We start from the raw sequence: 21,556 nt of genomic DNA, 5'->3' as shown, positions 1-21,556 counted from the left end.
CCGCGGCGATCGCGGCCGTCGCCACCATGGCGGCGGAGAAGCTTTCCGTCGTCTCGGCCCCGCGCTGACCCTCACCACCCAACCGGACAGGCGTTCCTGCCGCACCGGACAGGCGTTCCTGCCGCGCGGACGCGCGGTAGTGCCACACCGGACAGGGGCTCCTGCCGAAGCTGGCGCTGCGGCCTGTCCGGTCGGGTCGGTGGCACTGCGGCCTGTCCGGTCGGGTGGGTGGCACTAGCGCCTGTCCGGCCGGGTGGGTGGCACTACGGCCTGTCCGGTCGGGTGGGTGGCGCTGCGGCCTGTCCGTTCGGGTGGGTGGCGCTGCGGCCTGTCCGGTCGGGTGGGTGGCACTGCGGCCTGTCCGGTCGGGTCGGTGGCACTGCGGCCTGTCCGGTCGGGAACGTCGCTCTCAGTCGGACCAGCGGAGCAGCCGCCGGGCGACGAGCGCGGCACCCAGCGCCCACGCGAGCAGCACCGCGAAGGCGGTCCACACGACCGTTCCGTCCACCAGGGCCCCGCGCATCGCGTCGCCGAGAGCGGCCGATGGCAGGACCGAGACCACCGTCCCGAGCGGTGCGGGCAGCGCGTGCGCCGGGAGCAGCACCCCACCGACAGCGGTCAGCAGCACCCAGACGAGGTTGGCCAGCGCGAGGACCGCCTCGGCGCGCAGCGCCCCTCCCAGGCAGGCGGCGAGCGAGGCGAACGCTCCGGCACCCAGCACGACGGCCAGCACCGCGGGTAGCAACCCGATCGGCTCGGGGCGCCAGCCGAGCGCGACGCCCACGGCGCAGACCACGGCCAGCTGTGCCACCAGCACGAGGACGACCGAGATGGCCTTGGCCAGGAGCAGGCCGCCCCGGCCCAGGGGAGTCGTGCCGAGCAGCCGCAGCACGCCCCAGCGGCGCTCGAAGGCCAGGAGGATCGCCTGACCGGTGAAGGCGGTCGACATCACCACGAGCGCGAGGACCCCGGGGGTGAGGACGTCGATCCGCCGGGCGTCCGCCCACGGCCCTACGGTCAGGTCCGGGTAGCTCACCATGCTGAGGCCCACCAGGGCTAGCAGCGGCAGCACCATGGACACCAGCAGCTGCTCGCCGTGCCGCAGCAGCCCGACCGCCTCGAACCGGGCCTGGGCGAGGACCCGCACGGTCGCGGAGGCGGGGCCGGGGTGCGGCGGGGCGGAGCCGTGCTGGTCCCGGGTCGGCATCGTCATCGGGCGCTCCCGTCCGCGAGGGCGAAGTAGGCCGTCTCGAGGCCCTGCGGTCCGGCGACCTCGGCGACGGTGCCGGCCGCGGCGACCCTCCCGGCCACGATCACCACCACCCGGTCAGCAAGGCGCTCGGCCTCCTCGAAGGAGTGCGTGGTCACGACGGTGGCGACACCTGAGTCAGCGGTCTCGCGGACCAGGGCGTGCACCTCGCGACGCGCGTGCGGGTCCAGGCCGGCGGTCGGCTCGTCCAGGAAGACGACCTCGGGTCGACCGACGAGCGCGGCGGCCAGGGCGACCCGTTGACGCTGGCCGCCGGAGAGCCTGCGCACGGTGGTCCCGGCATACGCGTCGATCCCCAGCCGCATCACGAGCGCGTCGACGTCCGCCGGCCGATCCCAGAACCGCGCGAGGTGCTCCAGCAGCCGCACGGGACGGACGGACTGGGGCAGCCCCCCGTCCTGCAGCATCACGCCGACGCGAGCGCGGTGGGCAGCGGGTGCGTGCCACGGGTCGGTGCCCAGCACCCGGACCGAGCCTTCGTCCGGGCGCTGCAGGCCGGTCGCGATCTCCATCGCCGTGGTCTTGCCCGCGCCGTTGGGGCCGAGGACGCAGGTGACCTCGCCCGCCCGAGCGCTCCAGGTCAACCCGCGCAGCGCCTCGGTGGTCCCGAAGCGACGGCTGACACCGGTCATCTCGAGCGCGGGGGTGAGGGTCACGACGGGTCAGTCTAGGTCGCGGGACTGACGCCGGCGCTTAGGTGACCCTGCCTTGGACTCTCCCAGATAAATACGTCACAATGGGTTAGTGAATTTGGCCGACCTGCACACCGAGTCCCGCACGCGGGACCGTGTCCGCCTGGCGGTCGGGGAGCAGGGGCCTGTCACAGCCAGTGCCTTGGCCACCCAGCTCGGCCTGACCGCCGCAGCGGTGCGTCGCCACCTGGACGCCCTCGAGGAGGCCGGCCTCATCGCCGAGCACGAGGGACCCCTCGGCGGACGGCGCGGCCGGGGACGTCCGGCACGGTCCTACGTCCTCACCGACCTGGGCCAGGAGCAGTTCCGCACGGCCTACGGCGACGTCGCCACCGCGGCGCTGCACTATCTCGCGGACACCGCCGGCGAGCAGGCCGTCGACGCCTTCGCCGAGCGCCAGATGGCCGACCTCGAGGAACGCCTGCGCGAGCAGCTCGAGCTGCAGCTCGCCGAGGCCGGCGCCGATCCCGGCGACCTGGACGCACGGGCCGCGGCCCTGGCCAAGGCCCTCTCCGAGGAGGGGTATGCCGCGTCCGCCCGCCCCGTCGGGCAGGGCACCGGGCTGGCCGGCATCCAGCTGTGCCAGGGCCACTGCCCCGTCCAGTCGGTGGCGACCGAGTTCCGTACCTTCTGCGACGCGGAGACGGACGTGCTCTCGCGTCTGCTCGGCGTCCACGTGCAGCGGCTGGCCACTCTCGCGGGCGGCGAGCACGTGTGCACCACCTTCGTGCCGACCGGGGCCCTCGGGACCGGCCCGCCGAGCGACGAGCAGCGCGCCAAGGCGCGCCCCTACGTCATACCCCGACCGACCACGCACACCCCACTGACCATCCCGCACGACAGCGAGAGGACGTGACATGAGCACCAACATCGAGGAGCTCAACCCGGGTCTGAAGGACCTGGGACGCTACGAGTACGGCTGGGCCGACCGCGACGACGCCGGTGCGTCGGCGCGCCGCGGCCTCAACGAGGACGTCGTCCGCGACATCTCGGAGCGCAAGAGCGAGCCCACCTGGATGCTCGAGCAGCGGCTCAAGGCCCTGCGCCTGTTCGGCAAGAAGCCGATGCCGCACTGGGGTGCGGACCTGTCGGAGATCGACTTCGACAACATCAAGTACTTCGTGAAGTCCACGGAGAAGCAGGCCACCTCCTGGGAGGAGCTGCCCGAGGACATCAAGAACACCTACGACCGGCTGGGCATCCCCGAGGCCGAGAAGCAGCGCCTGGTCGCCGGCGTCGCCGCGCAGTACGAGTCCGAGGTCGTCTACCACCAGATCCGCGAGGACCTGGAGCAGCAGGGCGTCATCTTCGTCGACACCGACACCGGTCTGCGCGAGCACGAGGAGCTCTTCCGCGAGTACTTCGGCTCGGTCATCCCGGCCGGCGACAACAAGTTTTCCGCGCTGAACACCGCGGTGTGGTCCGGCGGCTCGTTCATCTACGTCCCCAAGGGCGTCCACGTCGAGATCCCGCTGCAGGCCTACTTCCGGATCAACACCGAGAACATGGGCCAGTTCGAGCGGACCCTGATCATCGCCGACGAGGGCTCCTACGTGCACTACGTCGAGGGCTGCACCGCGCCGATCTACAAGACCGACTCGCTGCACTCGGCGGTCGTGGAGATCATCGTCAAGAAGAACGCCCGGGTGCGTTACACGACGATCCAGAACTGGTCCAACAACGTCTACAACCTGGTCACCAAGCGCGCGACCTGCGACGAGGGCGCGACCATGGAGTGGATCGACGGCAACATCGGCTCCAAGGTCACGATGAAGTATCCGGCCGTCTTCCTCCTCGGCGAGCACGCCAAGGGCGAGACCCTGTCTATCGCCTTCGCCGGCGAGGGCCAGCACCAGGACGCCGGCTCCAAGATGGTGCACGCCGCGCCGCACACCTCCTCGACCATCGTGTCCAAGTCGGTGGCCCGCGGCGGCGGCCGGTCCTCCTACCGCGGCCTGGTCCAGATCCTCGAGGGCGCGCACCACAGCAAGTCCTCCGTGGTCTGCGACGCCCTCCTGGTCGACCAGATCTCCCGGTCCGACACCTACCCCTACGTCGACGTCCGCGAGGACGACGTGCAGATGGGCCACGAGGCCACCGTCTCCAAGGTGTCCGAGGACCAGATGTTCTACCTCATGTCCCGAGGCATGTCCGAGACCGAGGCCATGGCGATGATCGTGCGCGGGTTCGTGGAGCCCATCGCGCGCGAGCTGCCCATGGAGTACGCCCTCGAGCTCAACCGCCTCATCGAGCTGCAGATGGAAGGAGCCGTCGGCTGATGTCGCTTCTGATCGACGAGAAGACCCACGTGGACCCCGCCGCCCAGCTGGGTGGCGACCACCGCATCCCCGACCAGTCCCGCGCCGCCCGCACCCGGTCCTTCGAGGTCGCCGACTTCGCGCTGCCGACCGGGCGCGAGGAGGAGTGGCGCTTCACGCCCGTCGACCGGCTCGGCAACGTCCTGTCCGACGCGCCGACCGACGACCGCGAGGGCGACGTCGCGGCGGGGTATGACGTGCAGGCGCCGGAGGGCGTCACCGTGGGCACCCTCGCGCCGGGGCAGGCCCCGCGCGGCACCGTGCTCGTGCCGGAGGACCGCGGCGCGGTCGTGGCCAGCGCGAACACCGAGCAGGCGCTGCACCTGGCCATCACCAAGGAGGCCGAGCTCACCCAGCCCGTCCGGGTCCTGGTCGACGGCCGCGGCGCGGGCCGACGCTCGAACGCGCACTACGTGGTGGAGGCCGGGGCGTTCAGCAAGGCGCTGGTCATCCTGGACCACACCGGCGCGGCGGACCACACCGGCAACCTCGAGGTGATCGTCGGCGACGGGGCGGAGCTGACGGTCGTCAGCCTGCAGCGCTGGGACGACGAGGCGGTCCACCTGGCCCAGCACGAGGCGCAGGTCGGTCGCGACGCGACCTACAAGCACATCGTGGTCAGCCTCGGCGGCGGCATCGTGCGGATGAACTCCAACGTGCGCTACGCCGGTCCGGGCGGCGACGCGACCCTCCTGGGGGTCTACTTCGCCGACGCCGGCCAGCACCTGGAGCACCGCTCCTTCGTCGACCACAACGCGCCCCGCTGCACCTCGCTGGTGACCTACAAGGGCGCGCTGCAGGGCGACACCGCCCGCACGGTCTGGGTCGGTGACGTCCTCATCCGCAAGGAGGCCGAGGGCATCGAGACCTACGAGCTCAACCGCAACCTCGTGCTCACCGACGGCGCCCGCGCCGACTCCGTCCCCAACCTGGAGATCGAGACCGGTGACATCGCGGGGGCCGGGCACGCCAGCTCGACCGGTCGCTTCGACGACGAGCAGCTCTTCTACCTGATGTCGCGCGGCATCGACGAGGCCGACGCCCGCCGCCTGGTGGTGCGTGGCTTCTTCGCCGACATCATCGCCAAGATCGGCGTGCCCGAGGTCGTCGACCGGCTGATGGCCGCCATCGACGCCGAGCTGGAGCTGACCGCGCTCTCCGAGCAGCACGAGGAGCCCGCGAGCGCATGAGCCAGCCTGCCGAGATGACCTCCGAGGCGGTCCGGGTGTGCTCCCTCGACGAGCTGCCCGAGGTCGGCGCCGTGGTCGCCGACCTCGGCGGCCGGCGCGTGACGATCGCCCGCGACTCCGGCGGCCACGTGCACGCGTTCGACGACACCTGCACGCACGCCAACGTCAGCCTCGCCGAGGGCGAGCTGGAGGGTGAGCTCATCGAGTGCTGGCTGCACGGCTCGCAGTTCGACATGCGCACCGGCGAGCCGAAGCAGCTGCCCGCCACCCAGCCCATCGCCGTCCACACGGTCACGATCGACGGGGACGACGTCTACGTCACCCTGGCCGACTGACCGGCGCACGGCATACCCCCAAACGAAACCGCACGACTGCTCACGAAGGAGCACCATGACCACCCTCGAGATCAAGAACCTGCAGGTCAGCGTCGAGACCGACGACGCCGCCAAGGAGATCCTGCGCGGCGTCGACCTCACGATCAGGTCCGGCGAGACCCACGCCATCATGGGCCCGAACGGCTCCGGCAAGTCCACCCTGGCCTACGCCATCGCCGGCCACCCCAAGTACACCGTCACCGGCGGCGAGGTCCTCCTCGACGGCGAGAACGTCCTGGAGATGGGCGTCGACGAGCGCGCGCAGGCCGGGCTCTTCCTGGCGATGCAGTACCCCGTCGAGGTCCCCGGCGTGACCGTCTCCAACTTCCTGCGCACCGCCAAGACCGCCATCGACGGCGAGGCCCCCAAGCTGCGCACCTGGGTCAAGGACGTCAAGGGCGCCATGGAGGCCCTGAAGATGGACGCGTCCTTCGCCGAGCGCAACGTCAACGAGGGCTTCTCGGGCGGCGAGAAGAAGCGCCACGAGATCCTCCAGCTGGAGCTCCTGCAGCCCAAGATCGCCATCCTCGACGAGACCGACTCCGGGCTGGACGTCGACGCGCTGAAGATCGTCTCCGAGGGCGTCAACCGGGTCAAGGAGAACACCGGCCTGGGCGTCATGCTCATCACGCACTACACCCGCATCCTGCGCTACATCCAGCCCGACTTCGTCCACGTGTTCGTCAACGGCCGCGTCGCCGAGTCCGGCGGCTCCGACCTGGCCGAGCGCCTGGAGGAGGAGGGCTACGACCGCTTCCTCACCGCTGCGGTCTGAGAGGACTGATCACGGTATGACGACGGGCCGGCCGATCCTTCACGGCGCCTCCTCGGGGTCCGCCACCGGGTTCTCCGGGGCGGAGCTCGCCGCGCTGCGCGCGGACTTCCCGCTGCTGTCGCGCACGGTGCGGGACGGTCGGCCCCTCGTCTACCTCGACAGCGGCGCCACCGCGCAGAAGCCCGGCGTGGTGCTCGACGCCGAGCGTGAGTTCTACGAGCGGCACAACGCCGCCGTCCACCGCGGTGCCCACCAGCTCGCCGAGGAGGCCACCGAGGCCTTCGAGGGCGCGCGCACGACCGTGGCCCGGTTCCTCGGTGCCGACGAGGGTGAGATCGTCTTCACCCGCAACGGCACCGAAGGCCTGAACCTGCTGGCCTACGGCTTCTCCAACGCGGCGGCCCCAGGGGCCCTGGACGGCGTCGACCCGGAGTGGGCCGACCGGCTGGGCCTGGGCCCGGGGGACGAGGTCGTCGTCACCGAGATGGAGCACCACGCCAACCTCGTGCCGTGGCAGGAGCTCTGCCGCCGGACGGGCGCCACGCTGCGCTGGATCGGCGTCACCGACGACGGCTATCTCGAGGACCCCGCCACCGTGGTGGGGGAGCGGACCAAGGTGGTCAGCGTCACCCACGTGTCCAACGTGCTCGGCACGCTCAACGACCTGACGCCGGTCATCGCGGCCGCGCGGGGCGTGGGTGCGCTGGTCTTCGTGGACGCCTGCCAGTCCGCTCCGCACCTGGACATCACCGGCCTCACCGCCCCCGACAGCGGGGTCGACGCGCTGGTCCTCACCGGGCACAAGACGCTCGGCCCGTCCGGCATCGGGGTGCTGTGGGCCCGACGTGCGCTGCTTGAGGCGCTGCCGCCGTTCCTCACCGGCGGGTCGATGATCGAGATCGTGCGCATGGAGGGTTCCACCTGGGCGCCGCCGCCGCAGAAGTTCGAGGCCGGCGTCCCGATGACCGCCCAGGCGGTCGGCCTGGCTGCGGCGCTCGACTACCTGACCGACCTGGGCCTGGACCGGGTCCACGCCCACGACCAGTCGCTGGTGCGGCATACTCTCGACGCGCTCGCGCAGCGCCCCTGGGTGCGCGTCCTGGGCCCGACCGACCCCGCGGACCGGGTCGGTGCGGTGGCCTTCGTCGTGGACGGTGTCCACCCGCACGACGTCGGGCAGGTGCTCGACGACGCGGGCGTGGCCGTGCGCACCGGTCACCACTGCGCGTGGCCGCTGCACCGTCGCCTCCGGGTGCCGGCCAGCACGCGAGCGAGCTTCTCCGTCTACACCACGCCTGAGGAGATCGACGCGTTCACGGCCGCTCTCGACCGGGTGCCGGAGATCTTCGGGGTGGCGAGCTGATGGACCTCTACGGCGAGCTCATCCTCGACCACGCCAAGCGGCCGCACCACGCGGGCCTGCGCGAGCCGTTCGACGCCGAGGTGCACCACGTCAACCCCACGTGCGGCGACGAGATCAGCCTGCGCGTCCAGCTCGACGGATCCGGCGCGGAGGCCGTGCTGCACGACGTGTCCTACGACGCGCTCGGCTGCTCGATCTCCGTCGCGTCGGCCTCGGTCCTCGCCGAGGAGTCCACCGGAAGGCCGGTCGAGGAGACCCTCGAGACCTACCAGCACCTCAAGGCGATGCTGACCAGCAAGGGCACCGACCCCGGCGACCCCGAGCAGATCGGCGACGGCGTCGCCTTCGCGGGCGTCTCCCGCTACCCGGCGCGCGTCAAGTGCGCCCTGCTGCCCTGGACGGCCTACCTGGACGCCCTCGCCCGCGCCGGCGTCGACATCTCGGCCACCAGCACCACCCCCTGACCCACCCACGACAACCCCTGGAGGCATCGTGACCCAGCAGACCACCCCGCCGAACGTGGCGGACATCGAGGAAGCCCTCCGCGACGTCGTCGACCCCGAGCTCGGCATCAACGTCGTCGACCTCGGCCTCGTCTACGGCGTGACCGTGGACGCCGCCGCGCACACCGTGATCGACATGACCCTCACCAGCGCGGCCTGCCCGCTGACCGACGTCATCGAGGACCAGGTCGCGCAGAGCCTGGAGGGCATGGTCCCCAGCCACCGGATCAACTGGGTCTGGATGCCGCCGTGGGGCCCGGACAAGATCACCGAGGAGGGCCGCGAGCAGCTGCGCGCCCTCGGTTTCAACGTCTGAGCGACGCGCTCTCGCCGTGAGCCCGCCCCGCCTGGTCGAGGTCGCCCCCGAGCGTCTCGCCGGGTGGGTGGAACGCTTCGGCGCGTCCCACGGGGACGTCACCTGGTCGGTCGACCGGGCGACGTCCCCGTCGTCATGCCTGCTGACGGCCGCCGACGGCTCCTGGGCCCGGCTCACCGGCTGGGGCCCCGTCCTGGAGGGCACGGGGGCAGCGGGAGAGGTGACACTGCTTCCGGAGGGGAAGCAGTGTCACCTCTGTGCCCCTCCCGTGCTGCTGGTCGTGCTCGTGCGGCGGGGCGGGTATGCCGTGGCCGTCGCCGCGGCCACCGGGGAGCTCGTCGCCCACAAGGTGGGGACGCGCCATGTGCAGGGCCGGACCGCTGCGGGCGGGTGGAGCCAGCAGCGCTATGCGCGGCGCCGGGCCAACCAGGCCGACGAGCTGGTCGGCGCGGTCGTCGGTCACGCGAGCCGGGTCCTGGGGGAGGGCGAGGCTGCCGTCGGCCCGGTCGGGGGCCTGCTGCTCGGCGGCGACCGGACCCTGGTGGCGGAGGTGCTCGACGAGCTCGCGAGCGGCCCGCTTACCCCGCTGCACGGCATACCGCGCAGAGAGCTGTGGGACCTGCCCGACCCCCGCCGGGCCGTGCTCGACGACGCGGTGCGGCGTGGTCGGGCCGTGCTCGTCGAGGTCGTCAACGCCTGACGCGACAGGCGGGCGCTAGGTCAGGCCGGGACCACCGCGCCCTCTGGCACCTCCTCGCGCCCCCTCGCGCCACGGCTCGCCACGGCGCGGGGCGGCGCAGGGCGTCGTAGGAATATCAGAAGTCGTCGACGCTCCCGGCGTTGAGGACGTCGCACTGGTTGGGGTCCTTGGACTCGTAGCCGCGGTTGAACCATCCCACGCGCTGCTCCGACGAGCCGTGGGTCCAGGCGTGCGGGGTGACCTGACCCTGCATGCGCTCCTGGATCGAGTCGTCGCCGACGGCGGCGGCAGCAGAGAGCGCCGACTGGATCTGCTCCTTGGTCGGCGGCTCCAGCAGGCCCTCGGGCCCGGAGGCGTTGGCGATCCAGGCGCCGGCGAAGCAGTCGGCCTGCAGCTCGACACGCACGGCGCCGGACTCCGGTCCGCGCGGGTCCTGCTGGGAGGCCTGCAGGGCGCCGGTGTAGTTCTGGATGTGGTGGCCGTACTCGTGGCCGAGGACGTAGAGCTCGCCCAGCGAGCCGCCGCTCGCGCCGAGCTGGCCCTCGAGCTGCTGGAAGAAGGCGGTGTCGAGGTAGATCTTCTGGTCCAGCGGGCAGTAGAAGGGGCCGACCTGGCTCGTGGCCTGGCCGCACTGGGTCGTGACCGCGCCGCTGAAGATCGTCGCGCTGGCCGGCTGGGCCTTGGGGTAGGCCTGGCTCCAGTACTGCTCCAGGGAGGCCATGCCGCCCTTCATCCGGCAGTCGACGTTCTCGTTGGCGTCCGCGCCGCTCTGGCACTCGGACAGCTCGACGTTCTCGGCCTGGCTCGGCGCCTGGGAACCGCCACCCAGGATGGCGCCGGGATCGCCCCCGAAGAGCATGATGACGAGCGCCAGGAGGAGCGTGCCGATGCCGCCACCGACGGCCAGACCACCGCCGCCACCACCCCCACGGCTGGCCCGGCCAGAACCGATGTTGGCGTTCTCCCTGAACGTCATGCGCACACCTTCTTCTCCGCGATCTGTGCAGGTCGGGTGACCACACACCTAGCGCGTAGACTAGTCACCCGACCCCGCCCGCGCACTCTCGCCGCGCAGGCACGTCATACCCCCACCCACCCGCGCGCCCCGCCTGCGCGCGCCCACGCCCAAGGAGCCCGCATGATCACCGCCTCCGGCGTCGAGATCCGGGTGGGCTCACGGCTCCTCATGGACGACGTCACCTTCCGCGTCGGCGCGGGGGACCGCGTCGGGCTGGTCGGACGCAACGGCGCGGGCAAGACGACGCTGACCAAGATCCTCGCGGGCTCCGGCGAGCCGGCCGGCGGGTCCATCACGCGCACCGGCGAGATCGGCTACCTGCCGCAGGACCCCCGCACGGGCGACCTCGACGTCCTCGGTCGCGACCGGATCCTCTCGGCGCGCGGGCTCGACGAGGTGATCCGCGGGCTCCGGGCCGCCGAGGAGGCCATGGCCACGACGGAGGGCGAAGCACGCGACAAGGCGATGCGCCGCTACTCCCGTCTGGAAGCGGAGTTCACCAGCAAGGGCGGGTATGCCGCGGAGGCCGAGGCGGCCTCGATCGCCAGCTCGCTGGGCCTGCCCGAGCGCGTGCTCGAGCAGCCGCTGCGCACGCTCTCCGGCGGTCAGCGCCGGCGGATCGAGCTCGCGCGGATCCTCTTCTCGGGGGCCGAGACCCTGCTCCTCGACGAGCCGACCAACCACCTGGACGCCGACTCCGTCGTCTGGCTGCGCGAGCACCTCAAGGCGTACGCCGGCGGGCTGCTGATCATCTCCCACGACGTCGACCTCATCGAGACCGTGGTCAACAAGGTGTTCTACCTCGACGCCAACCGGCAGGTCATGGACGTCTACAACATGGGGTGGAGGGCCTACCTGACCCAGCGGGAGTCCGACGAGCGCCGGCGCCACCGCGAGCGCGCCAACACCGAGAAGAAGGCGGCGGCGCTGCTCGCCCAGGCCGACAAGATGCGGGCCAAGGCGACCAAGGCCGTCGCCGCGCAGAACATGGCCCGCCGGGCCGAGCGGATGCTGGCCGGGCTCGAGGGCGAGCGGCAGACGGACCGGGTGGCGCGGCTGCGCTTCCCCACGCCTGCTCCCTGCGGGCGGACGCCGCTCACCGCCGAGGGGCTGTCCCGTTCCTACGGCAGCCTGGAGATCTTCACCGACGTCGACCTGGCCATCGACCGGGGCTCCAAGGTGGTCGTGCTCGGCCTCAACGGCGCCGGCAAGACCACCCTCCTGCGCCTCCTGGCCGGCATCGACCAGCCGGACACCGGCGAGGTCATCCCCGGGCACGGACTCAAGCTCGGCTACTACGCCCAGGAGCACGAGACCCTCGACGTCGAGCGCACCGTGCTGGAGAACATGAAGTCCGCTGCCCCGGACCTCGACGAGACCGAGACCCGCAAGGTGCTGGGCAGCTTCCTGTTCACCGGGGACGACGTCGCCAAGCCGGCTGCCGTGCTGTCGGGCGGTGAGAAGACGCGGCTGGCGCTGGCCACCCTCGTGGTCTCCGCGGCCAACGTCCTGCTCCTCGACGAGCCGACGAACAACCTCGACCCGGCCTCCCGGGAAGAGATCCTCTCCGCGCTGCGCTCCTACGAGGGTGCGGTCGTCCTCGTCAGCCACGACGAGGGGGCGGTCCAGGCGCTGGAGCCGGAGCGGGTGCTCCTCCTCCCCGACGGCGTCGAGGACCTCTGGGGCCGTGACTACGAGGACCTGATCTCGCTGGCCTGACCTGCCGGCGCACGACCTGGAGGAGGCCGACCGGATGTCGATGGGTGTCGGGATGCGCGGCGGAGCGTCGATCCGCAGCTTCAGCAAGGACCCCAGCGTCCGCGCCCACAAGGTGGGCCGCGAGACCGCTCGGCGCGTGCTGGGCTACGGCCGTCCCTACCGAGGCGACATCGCGGCATACCTCGTCCTGTCCGTCCTCTCGGGCGCGCTCGTGACCGCGGTGCCGCTGCTGCTCCAGCGCATCATCGACGACGGGGTGACGCCGAAGGACCGGGGGGTCGTCATCACGCTCGGCCTCGTGGTGGCCGGTCTGGCCGTCCTCGAGACGCTGGTGACCATCGTCTCTCGCTGGCTCGGCTCGCGCATCGGCGAGGGCGTCATCCTCGACCTGCGCTCCGAGGTCTTCTCGCACGTGCTGCGCCAGCCGGTCGCCTTCTTCACCCGGGCCCAGACGGGGGCGCTGGTGAGCCGGCTCAACAGCGACGTGATCGGGGCCCAGACGGCGTTCACCTCCGTGCTCTCGGGCCTGGTGAGCAACCTCGTCCTCATGGTGCTGGTCCTCGTGGCGCTGTTCTCGATGAGCTGGCAGATCACCGTGCTCGCGCTCCTCCTGCTGCCGGTCTTCCTGGTGCCGGCCCGCCTCATGGGTGCTCGGCTCTCGTCGCTGACGAGGCGCCAGATGACGCTGAACGCCGACATGCACACCCGGATGACCGAGCGGTTCAACGTCGCCGGGGCGCTGCTCGTCCGCCTCTTCGGTCGCCCCTCCGAGGAGGACCGGGAGTATGCCGCGCGCGCCCGCGGCGTGCGCGACGCCGGCGTCGAGATCGCGGTCAACCGCGTCGTCTTCATGGCCGGTCTCGGGCTGGTGGCCTCGCTCGCGACCGCCCTCGTCTACGGCCTGGGCGGCCTCATGGCCGTGGCCGGCGAGCTGTCCATCGGCACGCTGGTCGCGATGGCGGCGCTGCTGGGCCGGCTCTACGCGCCCCTCACGGCGCTGTCCAACGTGCGGGTCGACATCATGACGGCCCTGGTCTCCTTCGAGCGGATCTTCGAGGTGCTCGACCTGCGGCCGCTCGTGCGCGAGGCCGCGGAGCCGGTGGACATCCCGAGCGGCCCCGTGGGGGTCAGCCTCGAGGACGTCTCGTTCGCCTACCCCAGCGCGGAGCAGGTCTCGGTGGCCTCGCTCGAGCAGCGCCCCGAGGCCGAGACGCTGGACGGACGCGCGGTGCTGTCCGGGATCAGCGTCGACGTGCCGGCCGGCTCCATGGTGGCCCTGGTCGGCCCTTCCGGTGCCGGCAAGACCACGCTCACCTCGCTCGTCGCGCGTCTGTACGACCCGACGTCCGGCACCGTGCGCGTGGGCGGGGTAGACCTGCGGGACGCCTCGTTCGACTCCCTGCGCGACACCGTGGGGGTGGTGACGCAGGAGGCGCACATGTTCAACGACACCGTCCGCGCCAACCTGCGCTACGCCCGTCCGGACGCGACCGACGAAGAGCTCTGGGAGGCGCTGCGAGGCGCCCAGGTCGACGGCCTGGTCGCGCGGTTGCCCGACGGCCTGGACACGGTCGTCGGCGACCGTGGCCACCGCCTCTCCGGCGGCGAGAAGCAGCGGATGGCGATCGCCCGGCTGCTCCTGAAGTCGCCCTCGGTCGTCGTCCTGGACGAGGCCACCGCCCACCTGGACAGCGAGTCGGAGGTGGCCGTGCAGCGCGCCCTCGACGAGGCGCTCGCCGGCCGGACCTCCATCGTCATCGCCCACCGGCTCTCCACCGTCCGGCACGCGGACCAGATCCTGGTCCTGCAGCGGGGCGAGATCGTGCAGCGGGGCACCCACGCCGAGCTGCTGGCCGCGGGCGGGCTCTACCGCTCCCTGCACGACACGCAGTTCCGCGACTGAGTCCTCACGACTGAGTCCTCACGACTGCCTCCGCGCGACTGCCTCCTCGCGACTGAGTGCCTGCTGCGGACACCAGCTGTCCGCGGGCGGTGGTTGGCTGTCGCCATGGGCACCGCGCCGGAGACACCTGACCTCGACATCGTCTCCCGCCTGCACGAGCAGCTCGACTGGCACTGGCACGCCGCGGCGCGTCCGCGGCTCGACGGCCTCACCGACGAGGAGTACCTCTGGGAGCCGACGCCCGGCGCCTGGAGCCTGCGGCGCGCAGGGGAGAGCTCTCCGGGATCGGCCACCCTGCGCCTGGGCCAGGGCGACTGGCAGGCGGACTACGCCTCGGCCGAGCCGGTCCCGCCCCCGGTCACGACCATCGCCTGGCGCCTCGCGCACGTGATCGTCGGGGTGCTGGGGCAGCGCGCGCACAGCCACTTCGGCGGTCCGCCGGCCTCCTACGGGACGTGGGCCTACGCGGGCACGGCCCAGGAGGCCCTGGCACAGCTCGACAGCGCGTATGCCGCGTGGTCGGCCGGCGTGCGGGGGCTCACCCCACAGACCCTGCTGCACCCGGTGGGTCCTGCCGAGAGCCCGTGGGCGGAGAGCCCGATGATCGACCTGGTCCTGCACATCAACCGCGAGTGCATCCACCACCTCGCCGAGGTCGCTCTGCTGCGCGACCTGTGGGCCCACCGCGGCGGTTGAGGCACGCCCGGGCGGACCGGACCCCGTTCACAGCGCCCGGGTCGACCCGCCGTCCACGGTCACGACCGAGCCGCTCATGTAGGACGCCATGGGCGAGGTCACGAACGCCGCGACCGCCCCGAACTCCTCGGGCTGGCCGTAGCGGCCGAGGGGGATGGCGGCGACAGCCCGGGCGCGCGCCGCGGCCGCCTCGGCGGGGTCGAGCCCGGCCTCCAGCTCGCGCAGGCGGTCGGTCTCGATCCGTCCGGGCAGGACGACGTTGACGCGGTGGCCGTGCTGGCCGAACTCGTCCGCGAGCGTCTTGGCGACCATGGCCAGGCCGGGGCGCAGCCCGTTGGAGATCGCCAGGCCGGACAGCGGCGCACGCACCGACGTCGACAGGACGAGGGTGACGGCGAGCGGCGCCCGGGCGGTGACCAGTGCGGTCCGCGCGAGGCGCACGGCGCCGAGGAAGACGCTCTCGAAGGCGGCCCGCCACTGGTCGTCGGTGGCCTGCGCCGCGCTCGTCCCCGGCGGCCCGCCGACCGAGATCACCACGCCGTCGAGGCGGCCGAAGTGCTCGTGGGCCGCGTGCAGCAGGTGGTCGGCGCAGTCCTCGTGGGCCAGGTCGGCCACGACGCCGACGACCGAGCCGTCCCCCTCGGCGCTGAGGCGCGTGGCCGCGTCCGCCACTCTCCCCTTGTCCCGCGCCGCGACGACCAGGTCGGCGCCGTCACGCGCGAGGTGCTCGGCCGTGGCGTAGCCGAGCCCGCGCGAGGCACCGGTCACGACGTAGGCGCGTCCTGCGAGTCCGAGGTCCATGACCTCATCCTCCCAGGCGCCGGGTCAGGCGTCCTCCTCGTCCCAGATCCGCACCTTGCGCGGCCGGACAGGGGCGGCGACGCTCCCGTGTCCGTCCCGCTCGACCGCCTCGTCGCGGGCGGTCTGCCGGGCCATGACCAGCACGAGGATCACCCCGACGGGCACGGTCAGCCACCACTGCAGCGCATAGGCGAAGTGCGAGCCCAGCGCGGTGCTGGGCCGCCCGAGCGGCTCGGGGCGCGTAGGGGGAGCGGGCACCTCGGTGTCGAGCACGGCATACCCGGGCAGCACGTCCAGGCCGGTCGACTCCTCGAGCCGGGGCAGGTCGATCGAGGCGACCTGCCCGGCCGGGAGGTCACGGCCGAGGTCGGGCTCGCCCGGGCGCAGCCAGCCCGTGACGTCGATTGTCCCCTCCGGTGCGACGGGCACCTCGGGCAGGGTGGCGGCCGTGGCGGCGTTGCGCACCCAGCCGCGGTCGACGACGAGCGCGGTCCCGTCGTCCAGGAGCAGCGGGACGAGCACCTCGTAGCCGTAGACGCCCTCGTGGGGCCGGTTGCGCACGAGGTGCTGTAGCTCGGGGGCGTAGCGACCGCGCGCCTCCACGCGGCGCCACTGCTCGGCCGTCGGGAAGGTGCCCTCCGGGTCGGGCAGCAGCGTGGTGACGGCCACCGGCGCCGCGTCGTAGTTGGCCTCGATCAGCGTGCGTCGCTCGACCTTGGACTCGTGCCGGTGCCACTGCCACAGGCCGAGGTTGGCGGTGAGGATGCCGAACAGCACGCCCAGCACGAGGTAGCCGACCCACCGCGGCCGCCGAAGCACGCCCAGCACGTCAGCCGTCCGCCTCGGTGAGCTGGTCCACGTCGATGACCTCGATGAGGAGGCCGCGCAGCTGCACGAAGTCGCGCAGCTGGTCGCGGTGGTCGTCGCAGGCCAGCCACACCTTGCGCCGGCTCTCCGCGTGGAGGCGCGGGTTGCGCCAGACCACCGCGTGCTGCGCCTGCGCGCGGCAGCCCTTCGCGCTGCACTGCAGGCCCGCAGCGGGGGAGGGGGCGCTCACCGTCCCGTCCGCGGGTGGCTGGAGGGGTATGTCGTGTCGCGGCTGGTCACGACCTCTCCGCTGACCACGGCGCTGCTCGGCGGCGCGGGGTCGGACCGCGCCGCGGCGCCGGTGGGGGCGGCCAGGCCCTGGACGGGGGACTCGGGGGTGCCCCGGGACTCGCCGCGGTGGTCGACGGCGTTGGCGAGCATCACCGCGACCGAGGGGATGACGACGGCCAGCACGACGAAGATCCACCCGATCGCGAGGTGGTGGTTGACGAAGGCCCAGATCGCCACCGGGAAGGAGAGCGTGCGGATCCCCATCGCGATGAGGTAGCTACGCATCCGTTGCTGGCGGTCCTCCTCCTGGCTGCGGCGGGCGGTGGTGACCGCCTGCGCGGGACGCCGGCCCCGGCCGCGTGGGGAGGTGTTGCTAGGCACCACTCCACGATACGTCTACGGTGTGACGGTGAGCGACACGACCATCTCCGCAGACCAGACCGCCTCCCGCCCCCGCGCCGTCCTCGTGACCGGCGGCAACCGGGGCATCGGGCTGGCGATCGCCCGCAGCTTCGCCGAGGCCGGCGACGACGTCGTCATCACCCACCGCAGCGGCACGCCGCCGGAGGGGCTGCGGGGCGTGATCTGCGACGTCACGGACAGCGAGAGCGTGGACCGGGCCTTCACCGAGGCCGAGCAGCTCCTGGGCCGGTCGGTGGAGGTGCTGGTCGCCAACGCCGGCATCACCAAGGACACGCTCCTGATGAGGATGAGCGACGAGGACTTCGACGCCGTGCTCGACACCAACCTCACCGGCGCCTTCCGGTGCGCCCGCCGCGCGGTCAAGGGGATGATCCGGGCCCGCGCCGGGAGGATCATCCTCGTCTCCTCGGTCGTCGGTCTGCTCGGTTCGGCCGGCCAGACCAACTACGCCGCGTCCAAGGCCGGGCTCGTGGGCCTGGCCCGCTCGATCACCCGCGAGCTGGGCGGTCGGGGGATCACCGCCAACGTCGTCGCCCCTGGGTTCATCGAGACGGAGATGACCGAGCAGCTCTCCGAGGACCTGCGCAAGACCTACCTGTCGGGGATCCCCGCAGGCCGGTTCGCGACCGCCGAGGAGGTCGCGGGCGCCGTGCGCTTCCTCGCCGGCCCCGACGCGGCCTACATCTCGGGCGCCGTGATCCCGGTCGACGGCGGCCTCGGGATGGGCCACTGAGCCTGCACGGCATACCCCCGGCCACCCATTAGAGTCCTCCCATGCTCCTTGACGGCAAGACGCTCCTGATCACCGGTGTCCTGATGGACTCGTCCATCGCCTTCCACGTGGCCCGCCTGGCCCAGGAGCAGGGAGCGGAGGTGGTGCTCACCTCCTTCGGTCGCACCTTCCGCATCACCCAGACGATCGCCAAGCGGCTGCCGAAGCCGGCTCCCGTCATCGAGCTGGACGTCGCCGACAAGGAGCACCTCGACACCCTGGCGGAGCGTCTCGGCGAGCACGTCGACCACCTCGACGGGGTGCTGCACTCCATCGGCTTCGCGCCGCAGGGGGCCTTCGACTTCCTCGCTGCGGACTGGGAGGACGTCCAGACCGCGCTGCACATCAGCGCCTACTCGCTCAAGGCCCTGGCCGTCGCCGCGCTGCCGCGGATGCGCGAGGGCGGCTCGATCGTCGGCCTCACCTTCGACGCGCAGTACGCCTGGCCGGTCTACGACTGGATGGGTGTCTCCAAGGCGGCGTTCGAGGCCACGAGCCGCTACCTGGCCCGCGACCTCGGCCCGAAGGGCATCCGGTCCAACCTCGTCTCGGCCGGCCCGATCTCGACGACGGCCGCCAAGTCGATCCCCGAGTTCGAGCAGTTCGCGCGCTGGGGCGAGAAGGCCCCCCTCGGCTGGGACGTCAAGGACCCGGTGCCGGCCGCCCAGGCCTGCGTGGCCCTGCTCTCCGACTGGTTCCCGGCCACGAGCGGCGAGATCGTCCACGTCGACGGCGGCTTCCACGCGATGGGCTTCTGACCCACCCTCCTCACGCGGTATGGCGTGGCGCACCTGGGTGCGCCACGCCATACCTGCGTCCGGGGTCAGGAGGAGAGCACGGTCCCCTTGGCGACGACGGTCAGACCGGAGTCGGTCACGGTGAAGCCGCGGGCGAGGTCGTGCTCACGGTCGACCCCGATGTGCACGCCCGCGGGGACGAAGACGCCCTTGTCGATGATCGCGCGGTGGACCTGGCAGGAGCGGCCGATCTCCACGTGGTCCATGAGCACCGATCCCGTGACGTGGCTGAAGCTGTGCACGGTGACGCGGGGCGAGAGGATGGAGTCGGCGACCGTCGCCCCGGAGATGACCGCGCCGGGGGAGACGGCGGAGTTGACCGCGTGGCCGATCCGGTCCCGTGAGCCGTGGACGAACTTGGCCGGCGGGTGCGGGCCGTAGTTGGTGTAGATCGGCCAGGCCTCGTTGTAGAGGTTGAACACCGGGTGGACCGAGATCAGGTCCATGTGGGCGTCGTAGTAGGAGTCGAGGGTCCCGACGTCGCGCCAGTAGGCGTGGTCCCGCTCAGTCGAGCCGGGGATCTCGTTGTCCTTGAAGTCGTAGACCCAGGCGTCCTCACGCTGCACGAAGGCGGGGACGATGTCGCCGCCCATGTCGTGCTTGCTGCCGACGAGCTCGGCGTCGGCCCGGACGGCCGCCTCGAGCGCGCTCGCCGTGAAGACGTAGTTGCCCATGGAGGCCAGCACCTCGTCGGGGGAGTCGGGCAGCCCGGGGGCGTCCGTCGGCTTCTCCAGGAACTCGCGGATGCGGCGCGGGTCGGTCGGGTCGACGTCGATGACGCCGAACTGGTCCGCCATGCTGCGCGGCTGGCGGATCGCCGCGACGGTGCAGGAGGCGCCGGTCTCGAGGTGCTGCTCCACCATCTGCGAGAAGTCCATGCGGTAGACGTGGTCGGCGCCGACCACGACGACGACGTCGGGACGCTCGTCGTGCATGAGGTTGAGGCTCTGGTAGATCGCGTCCGCCGAGCCGGCGAACCAGTGCTTGCCGACCCGCTGCTGCGCGGGGACGGAGGCGATGTAGTTGCCGAGCAGGGTCGACATGCGCCACGTCTTGGTGATGTGGGCGTCGAGAGAGTGGGACTTGTACTGCGTCAGCACGACGACCTTGAGGTAGCCGCTGTTGACGACGTTGGACAGGGCGAAGTCGATGAGCCGGTAGATCCCCCCGAAGGGGACCGCGGGCTTGGCCCGGTCGGCGGTGAGGGGCATGAGTCGCTTGCCCTCGCCGCCGGCGAGCACGATGGCCAGGACCTTCAGACGCGAACCACGAGCAGGCATGACACCAACCTAGAGCCTGTGACCGCTCCGCTGCAGGACGAGGCGCGTGGGGGCTAGGTTGGGGCCGTGCGCGTCGACATCCTGAGCCGTGAGTACCCGCCCAACGTCTACGGAGGGGCGGGGGTGCACGTCGCCGAGCTGACGCGCGCGCTGCGTGCGCTCCCCGGCACGGAGGTGCGCGTGCGAGCCTTCGACGACCCGGTGGCCGAGGAGGGCACGACCGGGTATGCCGTGCCCGCCGGCCTGGAGGAGGCGAACGCCGCCCTGCGCACGCTGGGGGTCGACCTGCTCATGGCGCGGGACGTGGCGGACGGTGGGGCCGACCTCGTGCACAGCCACACCTGGTACGCCAACCTCGGGGGTCATCTCGGCGGACTGCTGGCCGGGATCCCGCACGTGATCTCCGCGCACTCGCTGGAGCCGCTGCGGCCGTGGAAGGCCGAGCAGCTGGGCGGCGGGTACGCCGTCTCCTCGATGGCCGAGAAGGTCGCCTACGAGGGGGCGGCGGGCATCATCGCCGTCTCGGCGGGGATGCGGTCCGACATCCTGCGGTCCTACCCCGGCGTCGACCCGGCCCGGGTCCACGTGGTGCACAACGGCATCGACTCTGCCCGGTGGGAGCGGGACACCTCTCCGGCCGCGGCGGAGTTCGTGCGGTCCCAGGGCCTGGACCCGGAGGCCCGCACGGCGGTGTTCCTGGGCCGGATCACCCGGCAGAAGGGGCTGCCCTACCTGCTCCGGGCCCTGCGGTCGGTCGACGACGACGTGCAGGTGGTCCTGCTCGCGGGCGCACCGGACACCCCGGAGATCGAGCGCGAGGTCATCGGGCTGGTCGACGAGCTGCGCGCCGACCGGGGGGAGGGGGCCGCGCCGGTGGTGTGGATAGGCGAGATGCTCCCGCGGGACAAGGTCATCGCCGTGCTCTCCCACGCCACGGTGTTCCTGTGCCCGTCGGTGTACGAGCCGCTGGGCATCGTCAACCTCGAGGCGATGGCCTGCGGGCTCCCGGTGGTCGCGACCGCGACCGGCGGCATCCCGGAGGTCGTCGTGGACGGCGAGACGGGCTGGCTGGTGCCGATCGAGCAGGTCGACGACGGGACGGGCACCCCGGTCGACGAGGACCGGTTCGTGGCGGACCTGGGTGCCGCGGTCGTGGCTGCCCTCGCCGACCCGGAGGAGGCACGTCGTCGCGGCGAGGCCGGACGCCGGCGCGCGGTGGAGTCCTTCAGCTGGAGCACCATCGCCGAGCGCACCCTGGAGGTCTACTCCGCCGTGCTCGAGGGGCGTCCGCCCCGCCTCTAGCCGCACCGAGGCCCGCCAGCACCCCTGGAGCCAGCCCACCTCCCCTTTCCCACACCCCAGCGACGCTTGTGGGCCCACTCGCCCGGCGTGTCGCGCACTGTGCACTTTCCGGTGCTGCGAGTCCGGCGTCCGGGGCCCGATCCCGCAGCACAGGAAAGGCAACAAGCGCTCTGGCCTATGCCCTCTGGTGACCTTGAGCGACGCGACGCCCGGCTCACCCCCGGCCTCCGTGTGGGCGCAAGCGAA

The 21,556-nt window shown here is 72.1% G+C and carries 23 protein-coding genes; 15 read left to right on the top strand and 8 right to left on the bottom strand.

Annotation, left to right across the window (positions count from 1 at the left end; translation table 11 throughout):
* Nucleotides 1-409: 409 nt before the first annotated feature.
* Together IEV65_RS07340 and IEV65_RS07335 are read right to left on the bottom strand one after the other, a co-directional pair.
* Entirely contained in the window at nt 410-1,213 is an 804-nt protein-coding gene (locus IEV65_RS07340; RefSeq protein WP_229735003.1) for an ABC transporter permease, read from the bottom strand.
* Nucleotides 1,210-1,902: an ABC transporter ATP-binding protein gene (locus IEV65_RS07335; RefSeq protein ID WP_188429573.1), complete on the bottom strand. Its 693-nt coding sequence runs from the start codon at nt 1,900-1,902 to the stop codon at nt 1,210-1,212. The genes IEV65_RS07340 and IEV65_RS07335 overlap by 4 nt, the downstream gene beginning before the upstream one ends.
* 112 nt (nt 1,903-2,014) lie before the next feature.
* Between IEV65_RS07335 and IEV65_RS07330 the strand changes: the two genes are divergently transcribed.
* Genes IEV65_RS07330 through IEV65_RS07290 form a run of 9 tightly spaced genes read left to right on the top strand, consistent with a single transcriptional unit; the run spans nt 2,015 to nt 9,501 of the window.
* Complete coding sequence (locus tag IEV65_RS07330) at nt 2,015-2,818, top strand: helix-turn-helix transcriptional regulator (RefSeq protein ID WP_268235334.1); 804 nt, start codon at nt 2,015-2,017, stop codon at nt 2,816-2,818.
* A gap of 1 nt (nt 2,819) precedes the next feature.
* Entirely contained in the window at nt 2,820-4,241 is a 1,422-nt protein-coding gene (sufB, locus tag IEV65_RS07325) for a Fe-S cluster assembly protein SufB (RefSeq protein WP_188429172.1), read from the top strand.
* Nucleotides 4,241-5,470, top strand: coding sequence for a Fe-S cluster assembly protein SufD (gene sufD, locus IEV65_RS07320; protein WP_188429170.1), 1,230 nt, complete (start codon nt 4,241-4,243; stop codon nt 5,468-5,470). Before sufB ends, sufD begins: the two co-directional genes overlap by 1 nt.
* Nucleotides 5,467-5,805 carry a non-heme iron oxygenase ferredoxin subunit gene (locus IEV65_RS07315; protein WP_188429169.1) on the top strand — a complete coding sequence of 113 codons (339 nt, stop codon included), beginning with the start codon at nt 5,467-5,469 and terminating at the stop codon, nt 5,803-5,805. The genes sufD and IEV65_RS07315 overlap by 4 nt, the downstream gene beginning before the upstream one ends.
* Nucleotides 5,806-5,860: 55 nt before the next feature.
* Complete coding sequence (gene sufC / locus IEV65_RS07310; protein ID WP_188429167.1) at nt 5,861-6,619, top strand: Fe-S cluster assembly ATPase SufC; 759 nt, start codon at nt 5,861-5,863, stop codon at nt 6,617-6,619.
* A 16-nt stretch (nt 6,620-6,635) separates the two neighbouring features.
* On the top strand, nt 6,636-7,982 hold the full coding sequence (locus IEV65_RS07305) for an aminotransferase class V-fold PLP-dependent enzyme (protein ID WP_188429165.1): 1,347 nt from the start codon (nt 6,636-6,638) through the stop codon (nt 7,980-7,982).
* Entirely contained in the window at nt 7,982-8,446 is a 465-nt protein-coding gene (gene sufU / locus IEV65_RS07300) for a Fe-S cluster assembly sulfur transfer protein SufU (RefSeq protein WP_188429163.1), read from the top strand. The genes IEV65_RS07305 and sufU overlap by 1 nt, the downstream gene beginning before the upstream one ends.
* Nucleotides 8,447-8,474: 28 nt before the next feature.
* Complete coding sequence (locus tag IEV65_RS07295) at nt 8,475-8,801, top strand: metal-sulfur cluster assembly factor (RefSeq protein WP_188429161.1); 327 nt, start codon at nt 8,475-8,477, stop codon at nt 8,799-8,801.
* A 16-nt stretch (nt 8,802-8,817) separates the two neighbouring features.
* Nucleotides 8,818-9,501, top strand: coding sequence for an acVLRF1 family peptidyl-tRNA hydrolase (locus IEV65_RS07290; RefSeq protein ID WP_229735001.1), 684 nt, complete (start codon nt 8,818-8,820; stop codon nt 9,499-9,501).
* Nucleotides 9,502-9,616: 115 nt separating this feature from the next.
* Here IEV65_RS07290 and ypfJ read toward each other — a convergent pair whose 3' ends face one another.
* Nucleotides 9,617-10,477: a KPN_02809 family neutral zinc metallopeptidase gene (gene ypfJ, locus IEV65_RS07285; protein WP_188429159.1), complete on the bottom strand. Its 861-nt coding sequence runs from the start codon at nt 10,475-10,477 to the stop codon at nt 9,617-9,619.
* Between the two features lie 162 nt (nt 10,478-10,639).
* Between ypfJ and IEV65_RS07280 the strand changes: the two genes are divergently transcribed.
* From IEV65_RS07280 to IEV65_RS07270, 3 genes are all read left to right on the top strand, one after another.
* A complete protein-coding gene (locus IEV65_RS07280) occupies nt 10,640-12,238 on the top strand; it encodes an ABC-F family ATP-binding cassette domain-containing protein (RefSeq protein ID WP_188429157.1) in 1,599 nt (532 codons plus the stop codon).
* Between the two features lie 40 nt (nt 12,239-12,278).
* A complete protein-coding gene (locus tag IEV65_RS07275; protein WP_188429567.1) occupies nt 12,279-14,141 on the top strand; it encodes an ABC transporter ATP-binding protein in 1,863 nt (620 codons plus the stop codon).
* A gap of 105 nt (nt 14,142-14,246) precedes the next feature.
* Entirely contained in the window at nt 14,247-14,837 is a 591-nt protein-coding gene (locus tag IEV65_RS07270; RefSeq protein WP_188429155.1) for a DinB family protein, read from the top strand.
* A gap of 27 nt (nt 14,838-14,864) precedes the next feature.
* On the opposite strand, the gene IEV65_RS07265 is transcribed toward IEV65_RS07270, so the two are convergent.
* Genes IEV65_RS07265 through IEV65_RS07250 form a run of 4 tightly spaced genes read right to left on the bottom strand, consistent with a single transcriptional unit; the run spans nt 14,865 to nt 17,117 of the window.
* On the bottom strand, nt 14,865-15,638 hold the full coding sequence (locus tag IEV65_RS07265) for an SDR family oxidoreductase (protein WP_188429153.1): 774 nt from the start codon (nt 15,636-15,638) through the stop codon (nt 14,865-14,867).
* 24 nt (nt 15,639-15,662) lie between these two features.
* The gene (locus tag IEV65_RS07260) at nt 15,663-16,457 is read right to left on the bottom strand and encodes an SURF1 family cytochrome oxidase biogenesis protein (protein WP_188429151.1); all 795 of its coding nucleotides are present in this window, start codon (nt 16,455-16,457) and stop codon (nt 15,663-15,665) included.
* Between the two features lie 10 nt (nt 16,458-16,467).
* A complete protein-coding gene (locus IEV65_RS07255; RefSeq protein WP_188429149.1) occupies nt 16,468-16,695 on the bottom strand; it encodes a hypothetical protein in 228 nt (75 codons plus the stop codon).
* Entirely contained in the window at nt 16,692-17,117 is a 426-nt protein-coding gene (locus IEV65_RS07250; protein WP_188429146.1) for a DUF3099 domain-containing protein, read from the bottom strand. The genes IEV65_RS07255 and IEV65_RS07250 overlap by 4 nt, the downstream gene beginning before the upstream one ends.
* Before the next feature lie 28 nt (nt 17,118-17,145).
* Here IEV65_RS07250 and fabG point away from each other — a divergent pair, with 28 nt between their 5' ends.
* Entirely contained in the window at nt 17,146-17,892 is a 747-nt protein-coding gene (gene fabG / locus IEV65_RS07245; protein WP_188429144.1) for a beta-ketoacyl-ACP reductase, read from the top strand.
* Nucleotides 17,893-17,933: 41 nt separating this feature from the next.
* Nucleotides 17,934-18,689, top strand: coding sequence for an enoyl-ACP reductase FabI (fabI, locus tag IEV65_RS07240; protein WP_188429142.1), 756 nt, complete (start codon nt 17,934-17,936; stop codon nt 18,687-18,689).
* A gap of 65 nt (nt 18,690-18,754) precedes the next feature.
* Here the strand turns inward: fabI and glgC are convergent, their stop codons facing one another.
* Nucleotides 18,755-20,008 carry a glucose-1-phosphate adenylyltransferase gene (gene glgC / locus IEV65_RS07235; RefSeq protein WP_188429140.1) on the bottom strand — a complete coding sequence of 418 codons (1,254 nt, stop codon included), beginning with the start codon at nt 20,006-20,008 and terminating at the stop codon, nt 18,755-18,757.
* A gap of 66 nt (nt 20,009-20,074) precedes the next feature.
* Here glgC and glgA point away from each other — a divergent pair, with 66 nt between their 5' ends.
* Nucleotides 20,075-21,310 (top strand): glycogen synthase, encoded by a 1,236-nt coding sequence (gene glgA / locus IEV65_RS07230; protein WP_188429138.1) that lies wholly within the window; start codon nt 20,075-20,077, stop codon nt 21,308-21,310.
* The last annotated feature ends 246 nt before the right edge of the window (nt 21,311-21,556 follow it).

The organism is Ornithinimicrobium tianjinense (genome assembly GCF_014636495.1).
Lineage (GTDB): Bacteria > Actinomycetota > Actinomycetes > Actinomycetales > Dermatophilaceae > Ornithinicoccus > Ornithinicoccus tianjinensis.
This window is presented reverse-complemented; position numbering and strand designations above follow the sequence as displayed.

What these genes read in the sequence shown, in the direction of transcription:
- IEV65_RS07340 (WP_229735003.1), bottom strand. Translation starts at nt 1,213, where the DNA reads ATGACGATGCCGACCCGGGACCAGCACGGCTCCGCCCCGCCGCACCCC.
- IEV65_RS07335 (WP_188429573.1), bottom strand. Translation starts at nt 1,902, where the DNA reads ATGACCGGTGTCAGCCGTCGCTTCGGGACCACCGAGGCGCTGCGCGGG.
- sufB (WP_188429172.1), top strand. Translation starts at nt 2,820, where the DNA reads ATGAGCACCAACATCGAGGAGCTCAACCCGGGTCTGAAGGACCTGGGA.
- sufD (WP_188429170.1), top strand. Translation starts at nt 4,241, where the DNA reads ATGTCGCTTCTGATCGACGAGAAGACCCACGTGGACCCCGCCGCCCAG.
- IEV65_RS07315 (WP_188429169.1), top strand. Translation starts at nt 5,467, where the DNA reads ATGAGCCAGCCTGCCGAGATGACCTCCGAGGCGGTCCGGGTGTGCTCC.
- sufC (WP_188429167.1), top strand. Translation starts at nt 5,861, where the DNA reads ATGACCACCCTCGAGATCAAGAACCTGCAGGTCAGCGTCGAGACCGAC.
- IEV65_RS07305 (WP_188429165.1), top strand. Translation starts at nt 6,636, where the DNA reads ATGACGACGGGCCGGCCGATCCTTCACGGCGCCTCCTCGGGGTCCGCC.
- sufU (WP_188429163.1), top strand. Translation starts at nt 7,982, where the DNA reads ATGGACCTCTACGGCGAGCTCATCCTCGACCACGCCAAGCGGCCGCAC.
- ypfJ (WP_188429159.1), bottom strand. Translation starts at nt 10,477, where the DNA reads ATGACGTTCAGGGAGAACGCCAACATCGGTTCTGGCCGGGCCAGCCGT.
- IEV65_RS07280 (WP_188429157.1), top strand. Translation starts at nt 10,640, where the DNA reads ATGATCACCGCCTCCGGCGTCGAGATCCGGGTGGGCTCACGGCTCCTC.
- IEV65_RS07275 (WP_188429567.1), top strand. Translation starts at nt 12,279, where the DNA reads ATGGGTGTCGGGATGCGCGGCGGAGCGTCGATCCGCAGCTTCAGCAAG.
- IEV65_RS07270 (WP_188429155.1), top strand. Translation starts at nt 14,247, where the DNA reads ATGGGCACCGCGCCGGAGACACCTGACCTCGACATCGTCTCCCGCCTG.
- IEV65_RS07265 (WP_188429153.1), bottom strand. Translation starts at nt 15,638, where the DNA reads ATGGACCTCGGACTCGCAGGACGCGCCTACGTCGTGACCGGTGCCTCG.
- fabI (WP_188429142.1), top strand. Translation starts at nt 17,934, where the DNA reads ATGCTCCTTGACGGCAAGACGCTCCTGATCACCGGTGTCCTGATGGAC.
- glgC (WP_188429140.1), bottom strand. Translation starts at nt 20,008, where the DNA reads ATGCCTGCTCGTGGTTCGCGTCTGAAGGTCCTGGCCATCGTGCTCGCC.